Source organism: Janthinobacterium goodfellowi, assembly GCF_051380695.1.
Classification (GTDB): domain Bacteria; phylum Pseudomonadota; class Gammaproteobacteria; order Burkholderiales; family Burkholderiaceae_D; genus Janthinobacterium.
Genome location: NZ_JBNYXN010000004.1, coordinates 522,416 through 542,675, shown reverse-complemented (window position 1 = coordinate 542,675; position 20,260 = coordinate 522,416). Strand labels below are relative to the sequence as shown.

Sequence of the window (20,260 nt, the reverse complement as noted above, 5' to 3'; positions counted from 1 at the left end):
CTCCCCTCCCCGTCAGCGCACGCTGGTCGGTAGCACGGCACGCCATGCCGTACTGCAATTTTTCACGTAGGGATAATAGCCTTGCGGCCGCGCGCAGTAATACCACATCTGCGCCGTCGGCTCGCCGCCCTGCTCGATGTACACGGGTGGCGGCTGTACGATCAAGGTGCGCCCATACGGATAAGGATAGCCATACCACGGGTCGCCATACCAGCCAGGCCCGTAGCCATACCACCATGGCGAACCTACCCAGACGCCCACGTGCGAACGGCCATGGAAGTGGCCGTGGCCACCGTGGAAGCCGCCATGGTGCCCGCCATGTCCGCCGGGCGCGGCCCAGGCGCCGCCCGCCACTGCCAGTCCCATCGCCGCCGCCAGCGCCAGCGGCGCCCAGCGGCCTGTGTTATTGCTGTCCATGACATCCTCCTGCCTTTCCCTGCCAGACTGTAAAGCTCACTCCTTCACTCCATTATTGGCAGAGCGCCGGCACATGCAAAGGCGCCGTAACAATTGCTCACCTTTGATACGCCGAGGATATGGACGGCAGGAAAGTTTCAGCAGCGCAAAACGCAAACAGCCCCGCGGCGCGGGCCACGGGGCTGCGGGAAAGGCGCCTTGTTATTGCGCGGGCAAGCTTTGCACCGGTGTCGCCGGCGCCAGGATGGGCGGCGCGGGCGCGTGGACGGGCGCCGGCGCGGCCACGGCCAGCCAGCCCGTGGCCGGCAGCAGCGGCACCAGCAGCAGGGCCACGATATTGATAATCTTGATCAAGGGGTTCACGGCCGGTCCCGCCGTATCCTTGTACGGGTCACCCACGGTGTCGCCCGTGACGGCTGCCTTGTGCGCGTCGGAACCCTTGCCGCCGAAATGGCCATCCTCGATGTATTTCTTGGCGTTGTCCCAGGCGCCGCCGCCCGTGGTCATGGAAATGGCCACGAACAGACCCGTCACAATCGTTCCCATCAAGAGGCCGCCCAGCGCCGCCGGCCCCAGCAGCATGCCCACGACGATGGGCACCACCACGGGCAGCAGCGATGGCACGATCATTTCGCGGATGGCCGACGCCGTCAGCATGTCGACGGCCTTGTCGTATTCGGGCCGCGCCGTGCCCTCCATGATGCCCTTGATGTCGCGGAACTGCCGGCGCACCTCGACCACCACGGCACCGGCCGCGCGGCCCACGGCTTCCATCGCCATGGCGCCGAACAGATACGGAATCAGCCCGCCGATAAAGAGGCCGACGATGACCATCGGGTTCGACAAGTCGAAGGTGATGTGCTGGCCCACGGATTCGAGCGCATGCGTGTAGTCGGCGAACAGCACCAGCGCGGCCAGGCCGGCCGAGCCGATGGCGTAGCCCTTGGTGACGGCCTTGGTCGTGTTGCCCACGGCGTCGAGCGGGTCGGTGATGGCGCGCACGGAGTCGGGCAAGCCCGACATTTCCGCGATGCCGCCCGCGTTATCGGTGATGGGGCCGTACGCGTCGAGCGCGACGATGATGCCCGCCATCGACAGCATGGACGTCGCCGCAATGGCGATGCCGTACAGGCCGGCCAATTGATACGAGACGAGGATGGCGACGCAGACGGCCAGCACCGGATACGCGGTGGACTTCATCGACACGCCCAGGCCGGCGATGATATTCGTGCCGTGGCCCGTCGTCGATGCTTCGGCGATGTGGCGCACGGGCTTGAAATCCGTGCCCGTGTAGTACTCGGTGATGTAGACCATCAGGCCCGTGAGCACGATGCCGACGACGGTCGCGCCCAGCATCTTGTAGCGCATGGCGTCGTCGGGCCACAGCAGCCACGTCACCACGGCAAAGCCCACCAGCGACAGCCCGGCGGCCCACCACAGGCCCGTGTACAGGGCCGACATGATCTTCTTGCCGGGCGCCGTCTTGACCATCGAGCAGCCGACGATGGAAGCGAGGATGGAGACGGCGCCCAGCAGCAGCGGGTAGATGATGGCCGTGCTGCTCGCTTCGGCCATCAGCAGCGCGCCCAGCAGCATGGTGGCGATCAGGGTCACGACATAGGTTTCGAACAGGTCGGCCGCCATGCCGGCGCAGTCGCCCACGTTGTCGCCCACGTTGTCGGCGATGACGGCCGGGTTGCGCGGATCGTCCTCGGGGATGCCCGCCTCGACCTTGCCCACCAGGTCCGCGCCCACGTCGGCGCCCTTGGTGAAGATGCCGCCGCCCAGCCGCGCGAAGATGGAAATGAGCGAGGCGCCGAAGGCCAGGCCGATCAGGGGTTTGATCAGGTCATGCTGGGTCAGGCCGGGCGCGCCCGTCTTTATCAGCAGCCAGTAGAACAGGGTCACGCCCAGCAAGCCCAGACCGACGACCAGCATGCCGGTGATCGCGCCGCCCTTGAAGGCCACGTTCAGCGCCTGATTGATGCCCAGGGTGGCCGCCTGCGCCGTGCGCACATTGGCCCGCACCGAGACATTCATGCCGATGAAGCCGCAGGCGCCCGACAGCACGGCGCCGATCAGAAAGCCCAGCGCCGTGTGCAGGCCGAGCAGTACATAGATGGCGATCAGCAGCGCCACGCCGACGATGGCGATGGTGCGGTACTGGCGCGCCAGATAGGCGGCCGCGCCCTGCTGGATAGCCAGGGCGATTTCCTGCATGCGCGCATTGCCGGGATCCTGGCGCAGGATCCAGCTGCGCGACACCAAACCATAGATGACTGCGACCACGCCGCAGGCTACCGCAAACCACAAACTGGCTGCCATATCGTCCCCTTCTGTTTTTATCCGACGTCATTGCCGACAGCTGCAGACCGCACCGGGTAGGCGCGCGCAGCCAGGAAAACACGACCTGCAAAAAACTTCAACTACGAAAACGTAAGACATACAGCCATGCTTGCAGTCTGCCTGAAAAGCGGGCACAAAAAAAGCGGACACTGATGTCCGCTTTTCAAAAACTGCTTATTCCGCCAGGGCGGCAAAGGCGCTGTCGCGGATTTGCTCGACCGGACCGACGCCGGCGATGCGGCGGTATTTCGGCGCGCCCGGCAGGCCGGACTTGGCCCAGTCGTTGTAGTAACCGAGCAAGACCTTGGTCTGGTTGTGGTACACGTCCAGGCGCTTCTTGACCGTTTCAGCCTTGTCGTCGTCGCGCTGGATCAGCGGCTCGCCCGTGATGTCGTCGACGCCGTCGACCTTGGGCGGATTGAATTTGACGTGGTAGACGCGGCCGGAACCCGGGTGGCTGCGGCGGCCGTCCATGCGCTCGATGATCGATTCGTCCGGCACGTCGATTTCCAGCACGTAGTCGACATTGATGCCGGCATCCTTCATGGCGTCCGCCTGCGCGATGGTGCGCGGGAAACCGTCGAACAGGTAGCCATTGGCGCAATCGGCTTCCTGCAGGCGGTTCTTGACCAGGCCGATCATGATGTCGTCCGACACGAGGCCGCCCGCATCCATGACTTTTTTCGCTGCCAGGCCCAGTTCGGTGCCTTCCTTGATCGCCGCGCGCAGCATGTCGCCCGTGGAGATTTGTGGAATGTTGTATTTTTCTTTGATGAAGTTAGCTTGGGTGCCCTTGCCGGCACCGGGTGCTCCTAAAAGTATCAGACGCATTGAAAAGTTCCTAAAAAACAGATTTTGGATGGTGGTATGTGTAATTATTTTTAGATGATGTTGCTATGGCTATCTTTCCCTACGAAACTTACCACAAAAAATCCCCGGAACGCCAGTTTGCTGTCGAATTGCTATGCCCTGATTGATCAAAGCCAGCAATTAGCGAAGCAGGCGTTTCAAAATGTGGTTTTTTGTGGCAGGCCCCGCATAAAGTTTTTCGCGCGCACGCACGGCGCCTGAAACACGTTCAGGGCAAGGCAGCCATGGACGTTTTCTCAGGTGGCGTGGCGGTAGTGCGCCTGCACGCGTTCCAGATCTTCCGGCGTGTCCACGCCGGCGGCCGGGGCCGAATCCGTGACGTGCACGGCGATGGCATAGCCGTGCCACAGCACGCGCAACTGCTCCAGCGCCTCGATCGCTTCCAGAGGCGACGCGGAGAGCGTGGGATACGTTTGCAAAAATGCATTGCTGTAGGCATACAGGCCGATATGACGCAGCGGCACATAGCCGGCCGGCAAGCTGTCTTTCGACTGCGCGAAGCCGTCGCGGTGCCAGGGGATGGTGGCGCGCGAAAAATACAAGGCGCGGTTTGCCTTGTCCAGCACCACCTTGACGACATTCGGATTGAAGGCCTCAAGTACGTCATGCAGCGGATGGGCGCAGGTGGCCATGGGGACGGCGGCGCTGATCTGCGCCGCGCAAGCGGCCAGCAGGGCCGGATCGATCAGCGGTTCGTCGCCCTGCAGGTTGACGACGACGGCGTCCGGCGGCAAAGACAGCGTGCGCGCCACTTCGGCGATGCGGTCCGTGCCCGACGGATGGTCGCTGCGCGTCATGCACACTTCCACGCCATGCGCGGCGCAAGCGTCGCGGATCGATGCATGGTCGGTGGCGACGATGACGCGCGCGGCGCCCGAGAGCAGCGCCTGCTCGGCCACGCGCACCACCATGGGCTTGCCGCCCAGGTCGGCCAGCGGCTTGTTCGGCAGGCGCGTCGAGGCCAGGCGGGCCGGGATGATGACGATGAACGCCATCGTTATTCCACTGCGTCTTGCAGGGTGCGCGCTTCGTCCGCCCACATGATGGGGATGCCATCGCGGATGGGATAGGCGAGGCGGTCGGCGCGGCAAATCAGTTCCTGCGCCTTCTTATCGTGTTCAAGCGGACCCTTGCAAACAGGGCAGACCAGGATATCAAGCAGTCGAGCGTCCACGACATTTCTCCACAATTTGTTGGGCCAGCGCGCTATCGATGCGCGCACTGACGGGGACGACCCACAGTCTCGGGTCATCTTTGAGATATTCAATTTGCGCACATTTTACTGCATCCTTCTCGGTGATCAAGATCACATCCGTGTCGAGGGCAGCAAATGGCTGGTCGAGAAAGTCGTGATGATCGGGCAAGGGCAGTTCCGCGAAGTCCAATCCGGCCCCGCGCAGCATGGCAAAGAAACGCCGGGGGTTGCCGATGCCGGCCGCCGCCACGATGCGCTGGCCGCCTGCCGCCAGGGTTTCAAGCGCCATGCGTTCGCTGCGGTCCGTCAAGCGTTCGGCCACGCTGCCCTCGAGCCGCATCTGCACCACCAGCCCGCCATTGGGCGCGACCTTGTCCACCAGCGCCGGCGCCAGCTCGGGCGCATTGATCACCGTCACGTCGCGCCGGCGGCGCGGCGATTCGCGCAAGGGTCCGGCCGGCAGCAGCCAGCCATTGCCCGCGCCGCGGCCGTCGAACAGGACGATTTCCACGTCGCGCCGCAAGGCGTAATGCTGCAAGCCGTCGTCCGTGACCAGCACGTCGACGTCCGGATGCGCGGCCAGCAGCGCCCTGCCCGCTTGCGCGCGGTCGCGCCCCACCATCACGGGGCAGCCGCCGCGCTGGAAGATCAGCAGCGGCTCGTCGCCCACCTGCTGCGGCGTGGACTCGCCCGTCACGGCGCGCGGCAGCCGGTCGGCGCTGCCATGGCCGCGCGAAATGACGCCCGGGCGCATGCCCGCGTCGCGCAAGGCTTGCACCAGCCAGATCGTCAGCGGCGTCTTGCCCGTGCCGCCGATAAAGATATTGCCGACGACGACGACGGGCACGGGCAGGCGCGCCGATTGCAGGATGTTGGCGCGGTACAAAACGCGCCGCACGGCGCTCAGGGCGCCGAACAGCAGCGAGACGGGCCACAGCGCGCACGCCAGCGGACCGCGCGTCAGCCAGGCGCGGGTCAATGTGGTTTCAAGCTTGGCGGGGGAGGATGTGGGCATGAAGGAAGACGTAAAAATGGTGTAGGTCGGATTAGCCGCGCCGCCAGGCGCAGCGTCATCCGACATGCTCGGCTGCGGCTTGTGTCGGCTGACGCCGTTCCGGCTAAGCCGACCTACTTGCTGCCGCCCGCTTGCGCCGCAAACGTCAGCTTTTCATAGCCGGCCAGGCGCGCCGCTTCCATCACGTGGATGACCATCTGGTGCATGGCGAACTGGTCGGCGTTAACCACGACCACGGGGGTCTGCGCGGGCGCCTTGCCGCCATTGGCCGCTTTGGCCGCGTTCTGCAGGGCGTCGGCCAGGCCGGCCACGTCGCGGAACGAGACCGGTTCGCGGTTGACCGTGTAATTGCCCTTGGCATCGACGGTGACGTCGATCTGCTGCGGCTTGTCCTTCGCTTGCTCGGCGTCGGCCGTCGGCAAGGTGATCTGCAGCTCCGTAAACTTGCTGTAGGTGGTGCTGACCATCAGGAAGATCAGGATCACCAGCAGCACGTCGATGAACGGGATCAGGTTGATTTCGGGGTCTTCACGCCCCTTGCCTTTGCGGAAGTTCATTTGCGGCCACTGTGGACGATGTCGACGAACTTGACCGCTTGCTGCTCCATGTCAATGACGAAGCTGTCGACGAGGGCGCGGAAATGGCGGTAGAAGACGAGGGTCGGCATGGCGATGGCCAGGCCGAAGCCTGTGTTGTACAGGGCCACCGAGATACCGTGGGCCAGCTGGGCGGGATTCGAGCCGCTGGCGTTTTGCGAGCCGAAGATTTCGATCATGCCCACCACCGTGCCGAACAACCCCATCAGCGGGGCCAGGGTGGCGATGGTGCCCAGGGTCGTCAGGAAACGTTCCAGCGTGTGGGCCACGCCGCTGCCGGCCTCCTCGATCGATTCCTTCATCACTTCGCGCGGCGCGTCGACATTGCGCAAGGCGGCGGCCAGCACCACGCCCAGCGGCGAATTGTCTTCCAGCTTGGCCACCGTGTCCGGCGTGATCTTGCCGCTGCGATATACCTGCACCACTTCATCGAACAGCTTGCGGGGCAGGATCTTGGCGCGTCGCAAATACAGCAGGCGCTCGATGATCAGGGCCAGGGCGACGATGGAAGCGATCAACAACAGCCAGATGGGCCAGCCAGCGGCTTGAAATATAGCGAGCAAAAGAAACTCCTGGTAAAGGGAAGGCGATGGACCGCCCGGACAGCCTGTATTGTACCGAGCGCCGAAGACCGATGATACGTCCGCGCAGGAATGGCGCAATGTAGCGCGTTGCCGCGCCGGCGGCAAGTGGCGCCTGCATCTGCCCTTATCCACACCGCGCGGCGGGCCGGTACTCCAGCGCACAGTTTTGCACACTTTGTGTGGATAAGATTGTGAGCAAGCATGAAGTCCAGCACACAAGCCCTTGATTTACATGGGAATTATCATGCTGCGCAAAATACAGGCATAGCAGCTTATCGGCAGTAGTCAATGTCAATAAATTAATACTTGCAGAGTTCTGCACATTTACTGTGGACAAGATTGTGCGCAAAGCCGTTGAATTCAATTAAGTCATTGATTTAAAAGGAAATTAAGTCAATGAGTAAAAAAGTGGCAGACAGCGCGCAATCGGCGGCAGATGGACCCTCAAAGTTCTGCACACAATCTGTGGACAAGATTGTGCGCAAGCGCAAAGATAAGCGCTAAGTACATTGATTTATATCGTTTTTATTGCCGTGCATAAAAATGTAGCAAGGGCTGGAAAGCACGGTTTTCAGCGTCAGATTTCACCGCAAAAAGACAGTTTTCCACGGCGAAGGCAGTTTCACACATAAAGTGTGGATAAGATTGTGAGCAAGCCGATTGACTCCATGCAAGAGCATTGATTTTAAAGGAGTTTTTTTCGATGCTGAAAAATAAGGCAGCGCGAGCGCCTGCTCGCGCCGTGGAAAAGTACCGGAAAAGACGAAACGATTTATGCGGTTTTGCACATATTCTGTGGATAAGATTGTGAGCAAGGCGCACGATCGAACTCTAGACCCTTGATCTATAAGGCTATTTTTATGCTGCGTAAAATTCAGGCAAGCCATGCCATGGGCATTCCGGTGGATAAATCCCATGCCGTGCGGGAGTTCTGCACATTTTTTGTGGATAAGATTGTGCGCAAGGCCATGCATGGCATACTAAGCGCTTGATTCCTATGCACTTTATTTCCGTGCGCAAAAATGTAGCAAGGCACTTTTATCGGTATAAACGGGCCCGCTCGGCCATGTTTGTCCAAGGCAAAAAGTTCCGCACACTTTCTGTGGATAACTTTGTGCGTAAGTGGAAGGGGCTGCACTGATGTGCTTGATATTAAAGGATTTTTTCCCTGTGCACGCAAATCAGGCATACGGGAATTCTGCATGAAATCAATTACTTAGAAATAGATCTTGTTGTTTTGCACGATATATGACATAAGCATGACCTCGCCGATAATATGTGGACAGTTCCCTTCCCGCCCTCAGCTTTATGATGACCGACACCCCGACTGACAGCGGCTTTGCCGCCCCGCCCGTGCTGACCGTCAGCGCCCTGAACCAGGCCGTCGCGCGCCTGCTCGAGCGCTCGTTTCCCTTGACCTGGATCGCCGGTGAGATTTCCAACTTCACGCGCGCCGCTTCCGGCCACTGGTATTTCACCTTGAAGGACGATGGCGCCCAGGTGCGCGCCGTGATGTTCCGCGGCCGCGCCCAGTACGCGGGCTTCACGCCGCGCGAAGGCGACAAGGTCGAAGTGCGCGCCCTCGTCACCCTGTACGGCGCGCGCGGCGATTACCAGATCAACGTGGAAGCCATCCGCCGCGCCGGCGTGGGCGCCCTGTACGAAGCGTTCCAGCGCCTGAAGGAAAAGCTGGCCGCGCAGGGCTTGTTCGACCAGGAACGCAAGCGCGCCATCCCCATGTTCGCGCGCAGCATCGGCATCGTCACCAGCCCGCAGGCGGCGGCCCTGCGCGACGTGCTGATCGCGCTCAAGCGTCGCGCGCCGCACGTGTCCATCATTCTGTATCCCACGCCCGTGCAGGGCCAGCAGGCGCCGGAAAAAATCGCGCACGCGATCCGCACGGCATCAGCCAGGGCCGAGTGCGACGTGCTGCTGGTGTGCCGTGGCGGCGGCAGCATCGAGGATTTATGGTCGTTCAACGATGAAGCCGTGGCGCACGCGATCGCCGACTGTTCCATGCCCGTGATCAGCGGCGTGGGCCACGAGACGGATTTCACCATCGCCGACTTCGCGGCCGACCTGCGCGCGGCCACGCCGACGGCGGCGGCCGAACTGGCGGCCACGCCGCGCGCCGACTGGATGGCTTCCCTGCGCGCCGACGCGGCCGACCTGCGCCGCGCCATGCGCCGCAGCCTCGACGACGCGGCGCAAACCCTGGACCGCCACAGCCGCCGCCTGCTCAACCCGAAGGCGCAGCTGCAGCAGCAGCGCCTGCAGCTGCTGGCCCTGTCCACGGCCATGACGCATGCGGCGCGCGCGCCCGTGAACCAGTCGCAATATGCATTGGAACGCCTGCGCAACCGCTGGGCCGCCTTGCGGCCCGACGTCACGGCGCCGCGCGCGCGCCTGGCCGAAGCGCAGCGGCGCGGCGGCGCGGCCATGGCGCAGCTGCTCAGCCAGCGGCGCCACCGCCTCGACGGCCTGGCAGCGCAGCTGGAACTGTTGAATCCGCAGCGCACCCTGGAACGCGGCTACGCCATCCTGCGCGATGAAAAAGGCGCCATCGTGCGCTCGCCGGCGCAGCTGCAGGCGCGCCAGAACGTCAACGTGCGCCTGGCCGAAGGCAGCGCGCAAATCGGCATCGCCAGCGTGCAGGCGACTCTGGAATAAGCGCTGGAATAAAAAAGGCCGGGGAAGCTCCCCGGCCCAACACCTTCCCCTACTGAGTGGACTGCGACTGCAACTGCTCTTTCACACTACCTCACTTAAAACTTCATCGACACGCGCACGCCAAACGTGCGCGGCGCGTTGTAGAAGGCGCCGTAGATCTGCTGCGTGGGCTGGCACGGCATGCCCACGTCCGTGCAGATTTCATTGACGTCCAGCTTGACCGCCTTGTCGGTGGCGTTCTGCACGAACGCTTCCACCGTGTACGCCTTGTTCGCCGGCTGGAAGCGCAGGCTCAGGTCCAGGGTCGTGTAGGCTTCCTGGCGCTTGACGCCCGCATGGCCCGGCACGTCGCCATTGAACGCGCCCGCGCCCACGTACGACATGGTTTCATAGTGCACCGAGGCGCGCGGCGTCAGCTGGCCGCCGCCGACCGTGAAATCATGCTCGTACTGGACGGTCGTGGAAAACTTCGGCGCATGCTTCATGGTGCTGCCGCCCACGTTCACCAGTGGCGCCGTCGAGCCGCAGGACTGGCCATTCGCGCGCGCCGCATCGACGTCGCACGACATGAAGTCGTCGTACACGGCTTTCAGCCAGGTGGCGTTGCCCGTCAGGCGGTCGACCTTCGTCGGCCGCCACACCCATTCCGCTTCCAGGCCCTTGACGGTGGCGCCGGCCGCATTGAAGTTGGCCAGCACGCTGTTGACCACCTGCGATTCGAGCTTGTCCTTGTACTTCATCAGGAAGGCATCGAGGTTCAGGGTCAGTTCGCGGTTGAGCAAGTCCGACTTGAAGCCGATTTCATAGCTGGTCAGCTTTTCCGGCTTGGTGGTGGCGCCGCCGTCGCCGATGGCCGGCGAATGGAAGCCCGTCGTCACGGAGCCGAACAGCAAAATGTCCGGCCGCAGCTTGTACTCGATGCGGCCCAGCCAGGTGGCCTGGCCGTATTTCAGGTCGGCCGTATTGTCGCCCGGCGTATTGCCGCAGGCGGCCGCCGTGATGGCGCCGCCGGGCCCGATATTGTGCGTGTTGGCCAGGCCCGTGCCCGGCGTGACCAGCTGGCGCAGCTGGTCGGCGGTCAGCACGGTGGTGCCCAGCGGCGTGTTCGCGGGCCAGTTCGGGCAAGCCCAGTTCTGGCCGCCGATGTCGAATTTATGGTCTTTCGTGTAGCGCGCGCCGGCCGTCAGCTTGATCTGGTCCGTCAGCTGCTGGCTGACCTGGCCGAACACGGCTTTCGATTTGAGCTGGCGGTCGCCCTGGATGAAGGACATGGACGAGGCATACTGGCCCACGGTGGGCTGCACGAAGATCACGGCGCCGTTCGCGATATCCTGCTGCACGGCCGCCTGCGAAATCTGGCTGCGGTCGATATCGAAGCGCACCTTGTTCTTTTCGTTGAACAGGAACAGGCCGGCCACCCACTGGAACGGCGCATCGTCGTCCGAACGCGCCTGCAGCTCGTGCGAATAGCTGTCGAACTGCGCCCAGTCGGTGCGGTTTTCCGACTTGAAGCCGGGGAACAGGCCCGCATCGGCATCATTGCTGTTCTGGCGCTTGTAGCGGCTCCAGCTGCCCAGGTACGTGAAGTCCAGCGCATCCGTCGGCTTGTAATTGAGCTTGCCCTTGTAGGTCAAAATGGACTGGTCCAGGGTGCCCGGCGTGTCGATCAGGGCCGAGCGCAGCGTCTCGCCCGCTTTCGGTTCCGCCGCCAGGTAGACGTTGCCGGCGCCCTGGTCGAGGAAGTAGTCGGCGATGAAGGTGCCGCGCAGCTGCGGCGTGAACTTCCACAGCAGCGAGGCGCGCACGCCCATCTGGTCGCCGGCGCCATACTTGGCCGTGCCCGGCATGACGTTCGAGCCGCGGCGGAAGTCCACCGTGCCGTCGTGGCTATCCTTGATGGCGGCGATGCGCAGCGCCACGTCGTCGGAGAACGGAATATTGATCATGCCTTGCGTCTGCAGGTGGCGGTAGTCGCCCACGGTGATGCCGGCCGAGCCCATGAACTTGGCCGTGCTCGGCGCGGCCGAGACGAGGTTGACGGCGCCGGCCGTCGAATTGCGGCCGTTCAGTGTGCCCTGCGGTCCGCGCGCCACCTCGACGTGGGACAGGTCGTACATCAGCGCCGTGGCGCCCTGGGGACGCGGCGAATACACGCCGTCGACATAGAAGGCGACGGCCGGGTCGCCCAGCTCCGTGTGGTTGGCCGAACCGACGCCGCGCATGTAGACGTGCACGCCGCCCGAGTCGCCGTGCTGTTCGACGACGAGGCTGGGCACCATGGTCGCCAGCGACGCCAGATCCTTGACCTGGTTGTTTTGCAGGGTGTCCTGGTTGAAGGCGGTGACGGCCAGCGGCGTCTCCTGCACGAAGGTATTGCGGCGCGTGGCCGTGACGACGATGCGGTCCATCTGTTCGGCTGCCGGTTTTGCCGCGTCTGTGGCTGCAGCCTCCTGGGCCATGGCGGCGCCGCTGCCCAGCAAGATAAACTGGGCGAAGGTCGCATGCGCCAGGCTGAGGGCGATGGTATTGCGTTTGAGCTGTTGCATTGTTGTTGTCTCCTGTACCGCTGGTTGAATGATGATCACATAGCTCTTTGGCTACTGCTGCACATTTTTTGGGTGTCAATCTGAAGTCATGTCGCCTCCGTGCGGGGTCAATGGGTGGCCACGGCGCGCCCGGCCGTGTCGAACAGAAAGGCATGGCCTTCTTCCGCCGCGAAGCCGATGGCGCTGCCCTGCGCCAGCGCATGGCGCGCCTCGCCGTGCAGCTTGATGGCCACCGCATGCGAACCGCCGTCGATGCGATCGTCAAGCGTCGCGTGGATGATCTGCGCGTCGCCCAGCTGCTCGATCAGGGTCACCGTGGCGCCGTAGCCCTCGTTGCGCGGCACCAGGCGCAGGTGTTCGGGGCGTATGCCGACCAGCATGCCCGCATCGCCGCCAAGCTGGCTGGCCAGGGCAGGGACGGCGGCGCACGGCAAAAAGTTCATGCGCAGCGCGCCGATGAAACCGGCCACGAACTGGCTGGCCGGATGGCGGTACAGGGCCAAAGGCGCCCCCACCTGCTCCAGGTGCCCGCCGTGGAAGACGGCGACCCTGTCGCCGAGGGTCATGGCCTCGACCTGGTCGTGCGTGACGTAAATCATCGTCGTGCCCAGTTCCTGGTGCAGCTTGGCCAGCTCGATGCGCGTCTGCACGCGCAGCGAGGCATCGAGGTTGGACAGCGGCTCGTCGAACAGAAACACCTTGGGCTGGCGCACGATGGAGCGGCCGATGGCCACGCGCTGGCGTTCTCCGCCCGACAAGGCCTTGGGCTTGCGGTCGAGCAGGTGCGTGATCTGCAAAATCTCGGCCACCTTGCCAACGGCCGCGCGCACTTCGGCCTCCCCTTTGCCCGCCAATTTCAAGGCAAAGCCCATGTTCTCGCGCGCCGTCATGTGCGGGTACAGGGCATAGCTCTGGAAGACCATGGCGATGCCCCGTTCGGCCGGCGCCACGTCGTTGGCCAGCAGGTCGCCGATGCGCAGCTGGCCCGCGCTGATGTCTTCCAGTCCCGCGATCATGCGCAGCAGGGTCGACTTGCCGCAACCGGACGGTCCCACGAAAACCATGAATTCGCCGTCATGGATATCGAGGTCCAGGCCCTTGACGATTTCCGGGCCATCGCCGTAGGTCTTGCGGATGCCGCGCAGGGAAATGGCGGCCATGTCAGTGCTCCCCGGCCAGGACGGCAGCGTGGGACGCGCGCTGCGCGGCGATGAAATCGCGGTACCACAGGGCGCTGTCCTTGAAGCTGCGCTGCTGCGTGGCGTAATCGACGTACAGCATGCCGAAGCGCTTGGCATAGCCCGAGTTCCACTCGAAGTTGTCCATCAGGCTCCAGTAGAAATAGCCGCGCACGTCGATGCCCTGCGCGATCACGGCGCGCAAGGCGTCCAGGTGCAGCCGCACGTATTCGATGCGAGGCGCGTCGTGGATCTTGCCGCCGACGGGCTTGTCGGCGACGGCCATGCCGTTTTCCGTGATGTAGACGGGCGGCAGCCGGTACTCGCGGTGCAGGCCCACGAGCAGTTCCGTCAAGCCCTGCGGATAGGTTTCCCAGCCCATGTCGTTGACGCCGAGCTTGCATTCGGGCTTGCGCGGCGGCGTCTCGGCGCTCACGTAAGCGCGCGTGTAATAGTTCACGCCGAGGAAATCGATGGGCTGTTTGATATCTGTGAAATCGTTTTCAAAGATGGACAAAGCAGAAGCGTCGACGTGTTTCAGGGCCAGGGCCGGGTAGCGGCCCTTGAAGATCGCGTCCATATACCACTGCACCGAGCGTGCATATTCGAGTTCGGCCAGTTCGCGGTCCTGGGCGCTGTCGGTGGCCGGCGTGGCCGTCCATTGATTGAGCACGATGCCCAGTTTCGCCGGCGGGTTCACGGCGCGCATCGCCTGCATGGCCAGGCCGTGCGACAGCAGCAGATGGTGCGACACTTGCACGGCGGCGGCCGGGTCGGCCATGCCGGGCGCGAACTGCCCCGTGCCGTGGCCCAGCACGGCCGTGCACCACGGTTCGTTGTGCGTGGCGATGCTGGCGACCTTGTGGCCGAAGCGGCGCGCCACCTCGGCCGCATAGGCCGCGAAGTGATAGCAGGTGGCGCGATTGAGCCAGCCGCCCTCGTCCTGCAAGGCTTGCGGCAAGTCCCAGTGGTACAAGGTCAGATGCGCGTCGAGACCCTTGGCGGCCAGGGCGTCGAGCAGGCGCGCATAGAAATCGAAGCCCGCCTCGTTCCAGGCGCCGGAACCCGTGGGCTGCACGCGCGACCAGGACATGGAAAAGCGATAGGCGTTTACGCCCAGGCTGGCGATCAGCTCCACGTCCTCGGCATAGCGGTGATAGTGGTCGCAAGCCACGTCGCCATTGCTGCCGTCGATGATCTTGCCGTCCGTGTGGCTGAAAGTATCCCAGATGGACGGGCCGCGGCCGTCGATGGCCGCGGCGCCCTCGATCTGGTAGGCGCTGGTGGCCACGCCCCAGGTGAAGGTGGCGGGGAAGTTGGTGTCGATGTCGTCGTTATGCATGGTGGTCATGTCAGTGTTAGGGGTTGAGATAAATGTGTGGATCAGCCTTTGACGGCGCCCTGGGTCAAGCCTTCGATCAGGCGCTTCGAGGCGACAAAAAACATCAGCAGCAGCGGCAGCACGGCGATGGCGGCGCCCGTCATCAGCGCGCCCCACTCCGTGTTGTTCGGCGCCTGCATGCTGCGCAGGGCCAGCGGGATCGTATAGTTCTCGACCGAGCGCATGACGACCAGCGGCGTGATGAAATTGTTCCACGAGTTGATGAAGGTGATCAGCCCCAGGGTGCCCATGGCGGGACCGATCAGCGGCAGCACGACTCTCCAGTAGATGGCAAATTCGCCGCAGCCGTCGATGCGCGCCGCCTCGATCAGGTCCTTCGGTATCGCCGTGCCGATGTACTGGCGCATCAGGAAAATGCCCAGCGCGCCGGCCGCTCCCGGCACATACAGGGCGCGCGGCTGGTCCAGCCATCCGAGGAAATCCATCAGCATGAAGGTGGGAATCATGTTCATGAACGACGGAATGATCATCGAGGCCATCACCAGGGTGAACAGGGGCCGCTTGAAGCGGAACTCGTACATGGCGAACGCGTAGCCGCCCAGCGAGCAAAAGAACAGGGTCAGCGCCGTCGTCATCAGGGCCACGTACAGGCTGATGCCGATATTGCGCCAGAACGGCAGGCGCTCCTGCAGCAGTTCCAGGTTGTTCAGCAGGGCCGTACCGAACCAGCGCGGCGGCGGCAGGCTGTAGATCTCGGCGCTCGTGTGCGTGGCAAAGACGAACATGAAGTAGAACGGCGCGACCATGATCAGGGCGCCGATGACCACCATGGCGTAGGCCGTCCAGCGGGTAGTTTTCATTTGGCCTCCTTGCGTTCATGACGTTCATTGCGGCTGAAGATGCGGTTGTTCACCCAGGTGGTGCTGGCGATAATGAGGAACAGCAGCCAGGAAATGGCCGATGCCGTGCCGAAGTCGCCCAAGGAAAACGCCGTCTTGTAGACGAAGATGGCCGTCGTCATCACCGACTGGCTTACGCCGCTCGATTCGGCCACCAGCACGAACGGTTCCTCGAACAGCTGCAGATTGCCCATGATGGTGAGGGTCACGGCCAGGTAGATCATGGGGCGCAGCTGCGGCAGGGTGATGTACCAGAATTGCTGGCGTTTCGAGGCGCCGTCGATGGTCGCCGCTTCATATAAATCCTTGGGGATGACCTGCAGCGCGGACAGGTACAGCACCAGGTTCCAGCCCAGATAGCGCCAGAAAATCACGAAGGCGACTGCCGGCTTGATGAACAGCGAGCTGCCCAGCCAGTCGATCGATTCCGCCGGGAACAGGCCGCCCACCAGCGGCAGGCTGGCGCACCACTGGAGCAGCACATTGATCTGGCCGTAGTCGCGCGAGAACAGGGTGTTGAAGACCATGGCGATGGCCACGCTGGAGGTGATGAACGGTAAAAAATAAATGCCGATCACCAGGTTGCGCGAGCGCTTGAAGCTGTTGTGGATGAACGCTGCCAGCGGAATGGCGACCAGGTGCTGCGGCACGCCCGAGGCCAGCGCCAGCCACAGCGTATTGCCCAGCGAGCGCAAAAACCACGGGTCGCTCAAGGCATATTTATAGTTGTCCAGGCCCACCCACTGCATGGCTTCCACGCCGCTGGCCGCTTCCCACTGGTTGAACGACAAATAGATGGAAAACAGCAGCGGGAACAGGCTGAACACGGCGAACAGGATGAAGAAGGGGCTGATGAAAATGTACGGCGCCCACTGCTTCATGTTGTAGCGCTTCCTGGCGCGCCGCGCCGGGGCGGCGGCGCCCTCGGTACAAGGCATGGTCGTAGTCATGCTGCTCCTAGCGCCGCGCGCGGTGGGTGATCAGGGCCTTGGCGTCGGCCAGCGCCGTCTTGATATCCTTGTTTTGCGCCAGCACGCTTTCCAGTTCCATGTTGACGATGTCGCGCGCCACGGCGTCGAACTTGTCGACGCGGATGACGGGAATCTTCGCCGCCGTGTCGCGTGCCAGCAGGCGCGTCTTCTGGCCGCCGAAGTACGCTTGCGGCTCGTCCATCATCGGGTCCGCATATGCCGCTTTCAGGGCCGGGAAGGCGCCGATCTCTTTCAGGGAGTGCAGCTGGATATCCTTGTTGACGGTCATGAACTTGATGAATTCCCAGGCCTGGGTTTTATTCGCGGCCTTTTTCGGGATGCCGTAGAAGGAGCCGCCGTAGGACGCCAGCGCGCCGGCCGGCAGGTTGGCCGCGCGCCACTGGCCCTTGGAATCGGGCGCCAGCCACTTGGCCAGGTGGCCGCTGAGCCAGGAACCCATCATCTGGCTGGCCACCTTGTCGCGTTTAAAACCTTCGGCCCACTCGCCCGTCCAGGCCACGGTGCGCGCATCGATGCCAGCGATCCTGGCCGCCTTGGCCAGTTCGAAGGCCTTGATGAAACGGGGCGAGTCGACCAGCACCTGCCCCTTGTCGCCAAAGTAAATGCCTTCGCCATCCTTCAGATTGGCGCGGATAACGATGTCGGCCAGGTCGCTGGCGCCGGCCAGCAGATAGGTGCCCGTGGCGGCCTTGAGCTTCTTGCCGGCGGCGATGTAGGACTCCCACGAAGCCGTCAGCTCGCTTTCCTTGATGCCCGCCTTGTCCATCAAGTCCTTGCGGTAGAACAAAGTGCCCGGTCCCAGGTCGGCCGGCATGGCGCCCAGGGTGCCGCGCGAACTGGTGGCCTGCACGAAAGTGAACGGCACGAACTGGGCGCGGTACTGCCCTGCCCCGTATGCCGGCTGCAGCAAGTCTTCCATGCCCTTCGATTCGGCGAAGCTGCCGACATAGCGGAAGTCGATGGCCATCACGTCGGGCAGGCGCGCGCCGGCCGCCAGAGCCGTCGTCATCGAGTTATGGTGGTCGTCGATCTGCAGGCTGACCAGCTTGACCTTCACCTGCGGGTACAGCTTTTCCCACAGGGGCAAGGCCGTCTTGACGGCGCGGTCCAGGTCGGGAAACGAGGCGACGGTAATCGTGGCGGGGGCCAGCGCCGGCACAGGCGGCGCGGCCGGCGGGACGGCGGCGGGCGCGGCGGCCACGCTGGCGGCCAGGGTCAGCGCGGCCAGCGGGACGGCGCCAAGGATGCTTGACTTCATTATTTCATCTCCGTTTATTGAGCGTCTTCTATCTTGAAAACGTTTTCACAACATGTGTCCATTTAACACCGCAAAGAAAACCAAGTCAACCGAAAAAGTTGTCATTTTTATTGAGGGTGGCATGGCCAGAGGGCTGTCGCTGCGCGTGCTCTCCTATGAAAAAGGCGAAAATACAAACTGTCGAGACGCTGTTGTTTTTTGTGAAAACGTTTTCAAGCGTAGGTCGGATTAGCGTTTCAACGCGCAATCCGACGTGCACGGCCAACAATATGTCGGGTTACGCCCGCAGGGCTAACCCGGCCTACCCCGACCTACGGCCCCCCGTGGGCATTTATGGTAATCTTTCGATGAAAAGGTTTTCAGAGCACTGACGACCAGCCATCTTGATACCCGGGAATCACCTTGAACGATAGCGCCCACGCTGCTCCCCCTTCCACCCTGCTCGACGTGGCCCGCCAGGCCGGCGTGTCGCCCAGCACCGTTTCGCGCATCCTGAACGGCACGGCCAGGGTGTCCGACGACAAGCGCGACGCCGTGCTGGCGGCCATCGCGAAAATGAAATTCGCGCCGAACCAGATGGCGCAGGGCTTGAAAAAGGGCCGCTCGATGACCATCGGCATCGTGGTGCAGGATATTTCCAGCCCCTTCTTCGACGAAAGCCTGCGTGGCGTGGACGATGGCTTGAAGGACACGGGCTACGCCTCCGTCATCGTCAGCGGGCACTGGAATGCGCAGGAAGAAGCGGACCGCATCCGTCTGCTGCTGGCGCGAAAGGTCGACGGCATCATCCTGCTGTCGGGGCGCATCTCGGACGAGAGCGTGCTCGATTTCTCGCAGCAGCGGCCCATCGTCTCGACGGGCCGCGCACTGGCGACGAAAAGCGCCATCGGCTTCAAGCTCGACAACGAATACGGCGCCTACCTGGCCGTGCGCCACTTGATCGAGCTGGGCCACCGGCGCATCGCGTTTGTGGCCGGCCCCGCCAACAACACGGATGCGGCAGAACGCCTGACGGGCTACCAGCGCGCGCTGCGCGAAGCGGACATCGCCATCGACCCGAAACTGATGGCGGAAGGCGATTTCCACGAGGCAAGCGGGATGCTGGCCATGAACCACTTGTTTGATACGCAGCAGCAGTTCAGCGCCGTCTTCGCCGCCAACGACCTGTCCGCCTATGGCGTGCGCCTGTGTTTGTACCGCAAGGGCATCCGCGTGCCCGACGATATCTCGCTCGTCGGTTTCGATGACTTGCCCGGCTCGTCCTACACGACGCCGCCGCTGACGACCATCCACCAGCCCCTGTACGACATCGGCCGCATCGCCACGGAAGCGCTGCTGGGGCTGATCAATGGCGAAGCCGTGCAGGCCGCCATTCCGCCGCTAGAACTGATCGTGCGCGAAACTACGCGCCGCATCCGCTAAGGATTGCACCATGATAAACCTACTGCGCAGCCCACTCTCGGGTCGGCGTTGCTCGCTGTACTTTTTGTACAGCTGCGCTACTCAACCCGATATCGGGCTTGCTCGCTACGGTTTCTCAAGGTGCTGACGCTTCACCATATACCACTATTTTCCTGAACGAGAATCAATACGCTACCAGTATCCGCAACGCATGCGGAAATCTGCAGCAATGGCGCATCCGCTTTACAATAGTGGCTCGTTCAGCAAGAATGCCTGCTTCAAGCAAGCTTGGCTCAACCCTCCGGCCGCAGGCCGGTAGACTCCGAATACTCACCACAAAGGGACATCACATGGAACATACTCTGCCACCACTGCCGTATGAAATGGACGCTCTGGCGCCGCATATTTCGAAAGAAACCCTGGAATACCACTATGCCAAGCATCACCAGGCGTATGTCACCAACTTGAACAACCTGATCAAGGGTACCGAGTTCGAGAACCTGTCGCTGGAAGAGATCATCAAGAAATCGTCGGGCGGCATCTTCAACAATGCGGCGCAAGTATGGAACCACACCTTCTACTGGAACGGCATGAAGCCGGCCGGCGGCGGCGCGCCTACGGGTGCCGTGGCTGACGCGATCAACGCCAAATGGTCGTCGTTCGACAAGTTCAAGGAAGAATTCACCAAGTCGTGCGTGGGCAACTTCGGTTCGGGCTGGACCTGGCTGGTGCAAAAAGCCGACGGCTCCGTCGACATCGTCAACACCTCGAACGCCGGCTGCCCGCTGACCACCGGCGACAAGCCGCTGCTGACCTGCGACGTCTGGGAACACGCCTACTATATCGACTACCGCAACCTGCGCGCCAAGTACGTGGAAACGTTCTGGGGCCTGGTCAACTGGGACTTCGTTGCCAAGAACTTCGCGTAAGCGGTCCTTGTCAACGTAGAGC

18 protein-coding genes are annotated in these 20,260 nt (G+C 62.9%); 4 read left to right on the top strand and 14 right to left on the bottom strand.

Features of this window, described 5'->3' with window-relative positions; genetic code table 11:
• Window positions 1-12: 12 nt before the first annotated feature.
• From ACQ4WQ_RS18420 to ACQ4WQ_RS18385, 8 genes are all read right to left on the bottom strand, one after another.
• Window positions 13-417, bottom strand: coding sequence for a hypothetical protein (locus ACQ4WQ_RS18420; protein ID WP_326457627.1), 405 nt, complete (start codon window positions 415-417; stop codon window positions 13-15).
• 201 nt (window positions 418-618) lie between these two features.
• On the bottom strand, window positions 619-2,742 hold the full coding sequence (locus ACQ4WQ_RS18415; RefSeq protein WP_436499030.1) for a sodium-translocating pyrophosphatase: 2,124 nt from the start codon (window positions 2,740-2,742) through the stop codon (window positions 619-621).
• 195 nt (window positions 2,743-2,937) lie between these two features.
• Window positions 2,938-3,594: an adenylate kinase gene (adk, locus tag ACQ4WQ_RS18410; RefSeq protein ID WP_070224611.1), complete on the bottom strand. Its 657-nt coding sequence runs from the start codon at window positions 3,592-3,594 to the stop codon at window positions 2,938-2,940.
• A 275-nt stretch (window positions 3,595-3,869) separates the two neighbouring features.
• Window positions 3,870-4,628 (bottom strand): 3-deoxy-manno-octulosonate cytidylyltransferase, encoded by a 759-nt coding sequence (gene kdsB, locus ACQ4WQ_RS18405; RefSeq protein ID WP_436499028.1) that lies wholly within the window; start codon window positions 4,626-4,628, stop codon window positions 3,870-3,872.
• A 2-nt stretch (window positions 4,629-4,630) separates the two neighbouring features.
• Window positions 4,631-4,807 (bottom strand): Trm112 family protein, encoded by a 177-nt coding sequence (locus tag ACQ4WQ_RS18400; protein ID WP_010395789.1) that lies wholly within the window; start codon window positions 4,805-4,807, stop codon window positions 4,631-4,633.
• Entirely contained in the window at window positions 4,788-5,843 is a 1,056-nt protein-coding gene (lpxK, locus tag ACQ4WQ_RS18395) for a tetraacyldisaccharide 4'-kinase (RefSeq protein WP_436499026.1), read from the bottom strand. Before lpxK ends, ACQ4WQ_RS18400 begins: the two co-directional genes overlap by 20 nt.
• A 113-nt stretch (window positions 5,844-5,956) precedes the next feature.
• Window positions 5,957-6,400 (bottom strand): ExbD/TolR family protein, encoded by a 444-nt coding sequence (locus ACQ4WQ_RS18390; RefSeq protein ID WP_436499025.1) that lies wholly within the window; start codon window positions 6,398-6,400, stop codon window positions 5,957-5,959.
• Complete coding sequence (locus ACQ4WQ_RS18385) at window positions 6,397-7,002, bottom strand: MotA/TolQ/ExbB proton channel family protein (RefSeq protein WP_070224614.1); 606 nt, start codon at window positions 7,000-7,002, stop codon at window positions 6,397-6,399. Before ACQ4WQ_RS18385 ends, ACQ4WQ_RS18390 begins: the two co-directional genes overlap by 4 nt.
• A gap of 881 nt (window positions 7,003-7,883) precedes the next feature.
• Between ACQ4WQ_RS18385 and ACQ4WQ_RS18380 the strand changes: the two genes are divergently transcribed.
• Window positions 7,884-8,015: a hypothetical protein gene (locus ACQ4WQ_RS18380; protein ID WP_436499023.1), complete on the top strand. Its 132-nt coding sequence runs from the start codon at window positions 7,884-7,886 to the stop codon at window positions 8,013-8,015.
• A 316-nt stretch (window positions 8,016-8,331) separates the two neighbouring features.
• On the top strand, window positions 8,332-9,693 hold the full coding sequence (xseA, locus tag ACQ4WQ_RS18375) for an exodeoxyribonuclease VII large subunit (protein WP_436499021.1): 1,362 nt from the start codon (window positions 8,332-8,334) through the stop codon (window positions 9,691-9,693).
• A gap of 95 nt (window positions 9,694-9,788) precedes the next feature.
• Here the strand turns inward: xseA and ACQ4WQ_RS18370 are convergent, their stop codons facing one another.
• The 6 genes from ACQ4WQ_RS18370 to ACQ4WQ_RS18345 form a co-directional block, all read right to left on the bottom strand.
• Window positions 9,789-12,239, bottom strand: a complete 2,451-nt coding sequence (locus tag ACQ4WQ_RS18370) for a TonB-dependent receptor (RefSeq protein ID WP_436499019.1) — start codon at window positions 12,237-12,239, stop codon at window positions 9,789-9,791.
• Between the two features lie 107 nt (window positions 12,240-12,346).
• Complete coding sequence (locus tag ACQ4WQ_RS18365) at window positions 12,347-13,399, bottom strand: ABC transporter ATP-binding protein (protein WP_436499017.1); 1,053 nt, start codon at window positions 13,397-13,399, stop codon at window positions 12,347-12,349.
• Window position 13,400: 1 nt separating this feature from the next.
• On the bottom strand, window positions 13,401-14,768 hold the full coding sequence (locus tag ACQ4WQ_RS18360) for a GH1 family beta-glucosidase (protein WP_436499015.1): 1,368 nt from the start codon (window positions 14,766-14,768) through the stop codon (window positions 13,401-13,403).
• 32 nt (window positions 14,769-14,800) lie between these two features.
• Entirely contained in the window at window positions 14,801-15,619 is an 819-nt protein-coding gene (locus ACQ4WQ_RS18355; RefSeq protein ID WP_436499013.1) for a carbohydrate ABC transporter permease, read from the bottom strand.
• Window positions 15,616-16,608: a carbohydrate ABC transporter permease gene (locus tag ACQ4WQ_RS18350; RefSeq protein WP_436499011.1), complete on the bottom strand. Its 993-nt coding sequence runs from the start codon at window positions 16,606-16,608 to the stop codon at window positions 15,616-15,618. The genes ACQ4WQ_RS18355 and ACQ4WQ_RS18350 overlap by 4 nt, the downstream gene beginning before the upstream one ends.
• Window positions 16,609-16,615: 7 nt before the next feature.
• On the bottom strand, window positions 16,616-17,908 hold the full coding sequence (locus ACQ4WQ_RS18345; RefSeq protein WP_436499009.1) for an ABC transporter substrate-binding protein: 1,293 nt from the start codon (window positions 17,906-17,908) through the stop codon (window positions 16,616-16,618).
• 402 nt (window positions 17,909-18,310) lie between these two features.
• On the opposite strand from ACQ4WQ_RS18345, the gene ACQ4WQ_RS18340 reads away from it, so the two are divergent.
• Entirely contained in the window at window positions 18,311-19,330 is a 1,020-nt protein-coding gene (locus ACQ4WQ_RS18340; RefSeq protein WP_436499007.1) for a LacI family DNA-binding transcriptional regulator, read from the top strand.
• 329 nt (window positions 19,331-19,659) lie between these two features.
• Window positions 19,660-20,238, top strand: coding sequence for a superoxide dismutase (locus ACQ4WQ_RS18335; RefSeq protein ID WP_070224622.1), 579 nt, complete (start codon window positions 19,660-19,662; stop codon window positions 20,236-20,238).
• Window positions 20,239-20,260 lie beyond the last annotated feature (22 nt).

Coding starts and splice junctions, on each gene's coding strand:
- lpxK (WP_436499026.1), bottom strand. CDS start 5,843: ATGCCCACATCCTCCCCCGCCAAGCTTGAAACCACATTGACCCGCGCC.
- xseA (WP_436499021.1), top strand. CDS start 8,332: ATGATGACCGACACCCCGACTGACAGCGGCTTTGCCGCCCCGCCCGTG.
- ACQ4WQ_RS18355 (WP_436499013.1), bottom strand. CDS start 15,619: ATGAAAACTACCCGCTGGACGGCCTACGCCATGGTGGTCATCGGCGCC.
- ACQ4WQ_RS18415 (WP_436499030.1), bottom strand. CDS start 2,742: ATGGCAGCCAGTTTGTGGTTTGCGGTAGCCTGCGGCGTGGTCGCAGTC.
- ACQ4WQ_RS18360 (WP_436499015.1), bottom strand. CDS start 14,768: ATGACCACCATGCATAACGACGACATCGACACCAACTTCCCCGCCACC.
- ACQ4WQ_RS18345 (WP_436499009.1), bottom strand. CDS start 17,908: ATGAAGTCAAGCATCCTTGGCGCCGTCCCGCTGGCCGCGCTGACCCTG.
- ACQ4WQ_RS18420 (WP_326457627.1), bottom strand. CDS start 417: ATGGACAGCAATAACACAGGCCGCTGGGCGCCGCTGGCGCTGGCGGCG.
- adk (WP_070224611.1), bottom strand. CDS start 3,594: ATGCGTCTGATACTTTTAGGAGCACCCGGTGCCGGCAAGGGCACCCAA.
- ACQ4WQ_RS18390 (WP_436499025.1), bottom strand. CDS start 6,400: ATGAACTTCCGCAAAGGCAAGGGGCGTGAAGACCCCGAAATCAACCTG.
- ACQ4WQ_RS18365 (WP_436499017.1), bottom strand. CDS start 13,399: ATGGCCGCCATTTCCCTGCGCGGCATCCGCAAGACCTACGGCGATGGC.
- kdsB (WP_436499028.1), bottom strand. CDS start 4,628: ATGGCGTTCATCGTCATCATCCCGGCCCGCCTGGCCTCGACGCGCCTG.
- ACQ4WQ_RS18380 (WP_436499023.1), top strand. CDS start 7,884: ATGCTGCGTAAAATTCAGGCAAGCCATGCCATGGGCATTCCGGTGGAT.
- ACQ4WQ_RS18350 (WP_436499011.1), bottom strand. CDS start 16,608: ATGACTACGACCATGCCTTGTACCGAGGGCGCCGCCGCCCCGGCGCGG.
- ACQ4WQ_RS18370 (WP_436499019.1), bottom strand. CDS start 12,239: ATGCAACAGCTCAAACGCAATACCATCGCCCTCAGCCTGGCGCATGCG.
- ACQ4WQ_RS18335 (WP_070224622.1), top strand. CDS start 19,660: ATGGAACATACTCTGCCACCACTGCCGTATGAAATGGACGCTCTGGCG.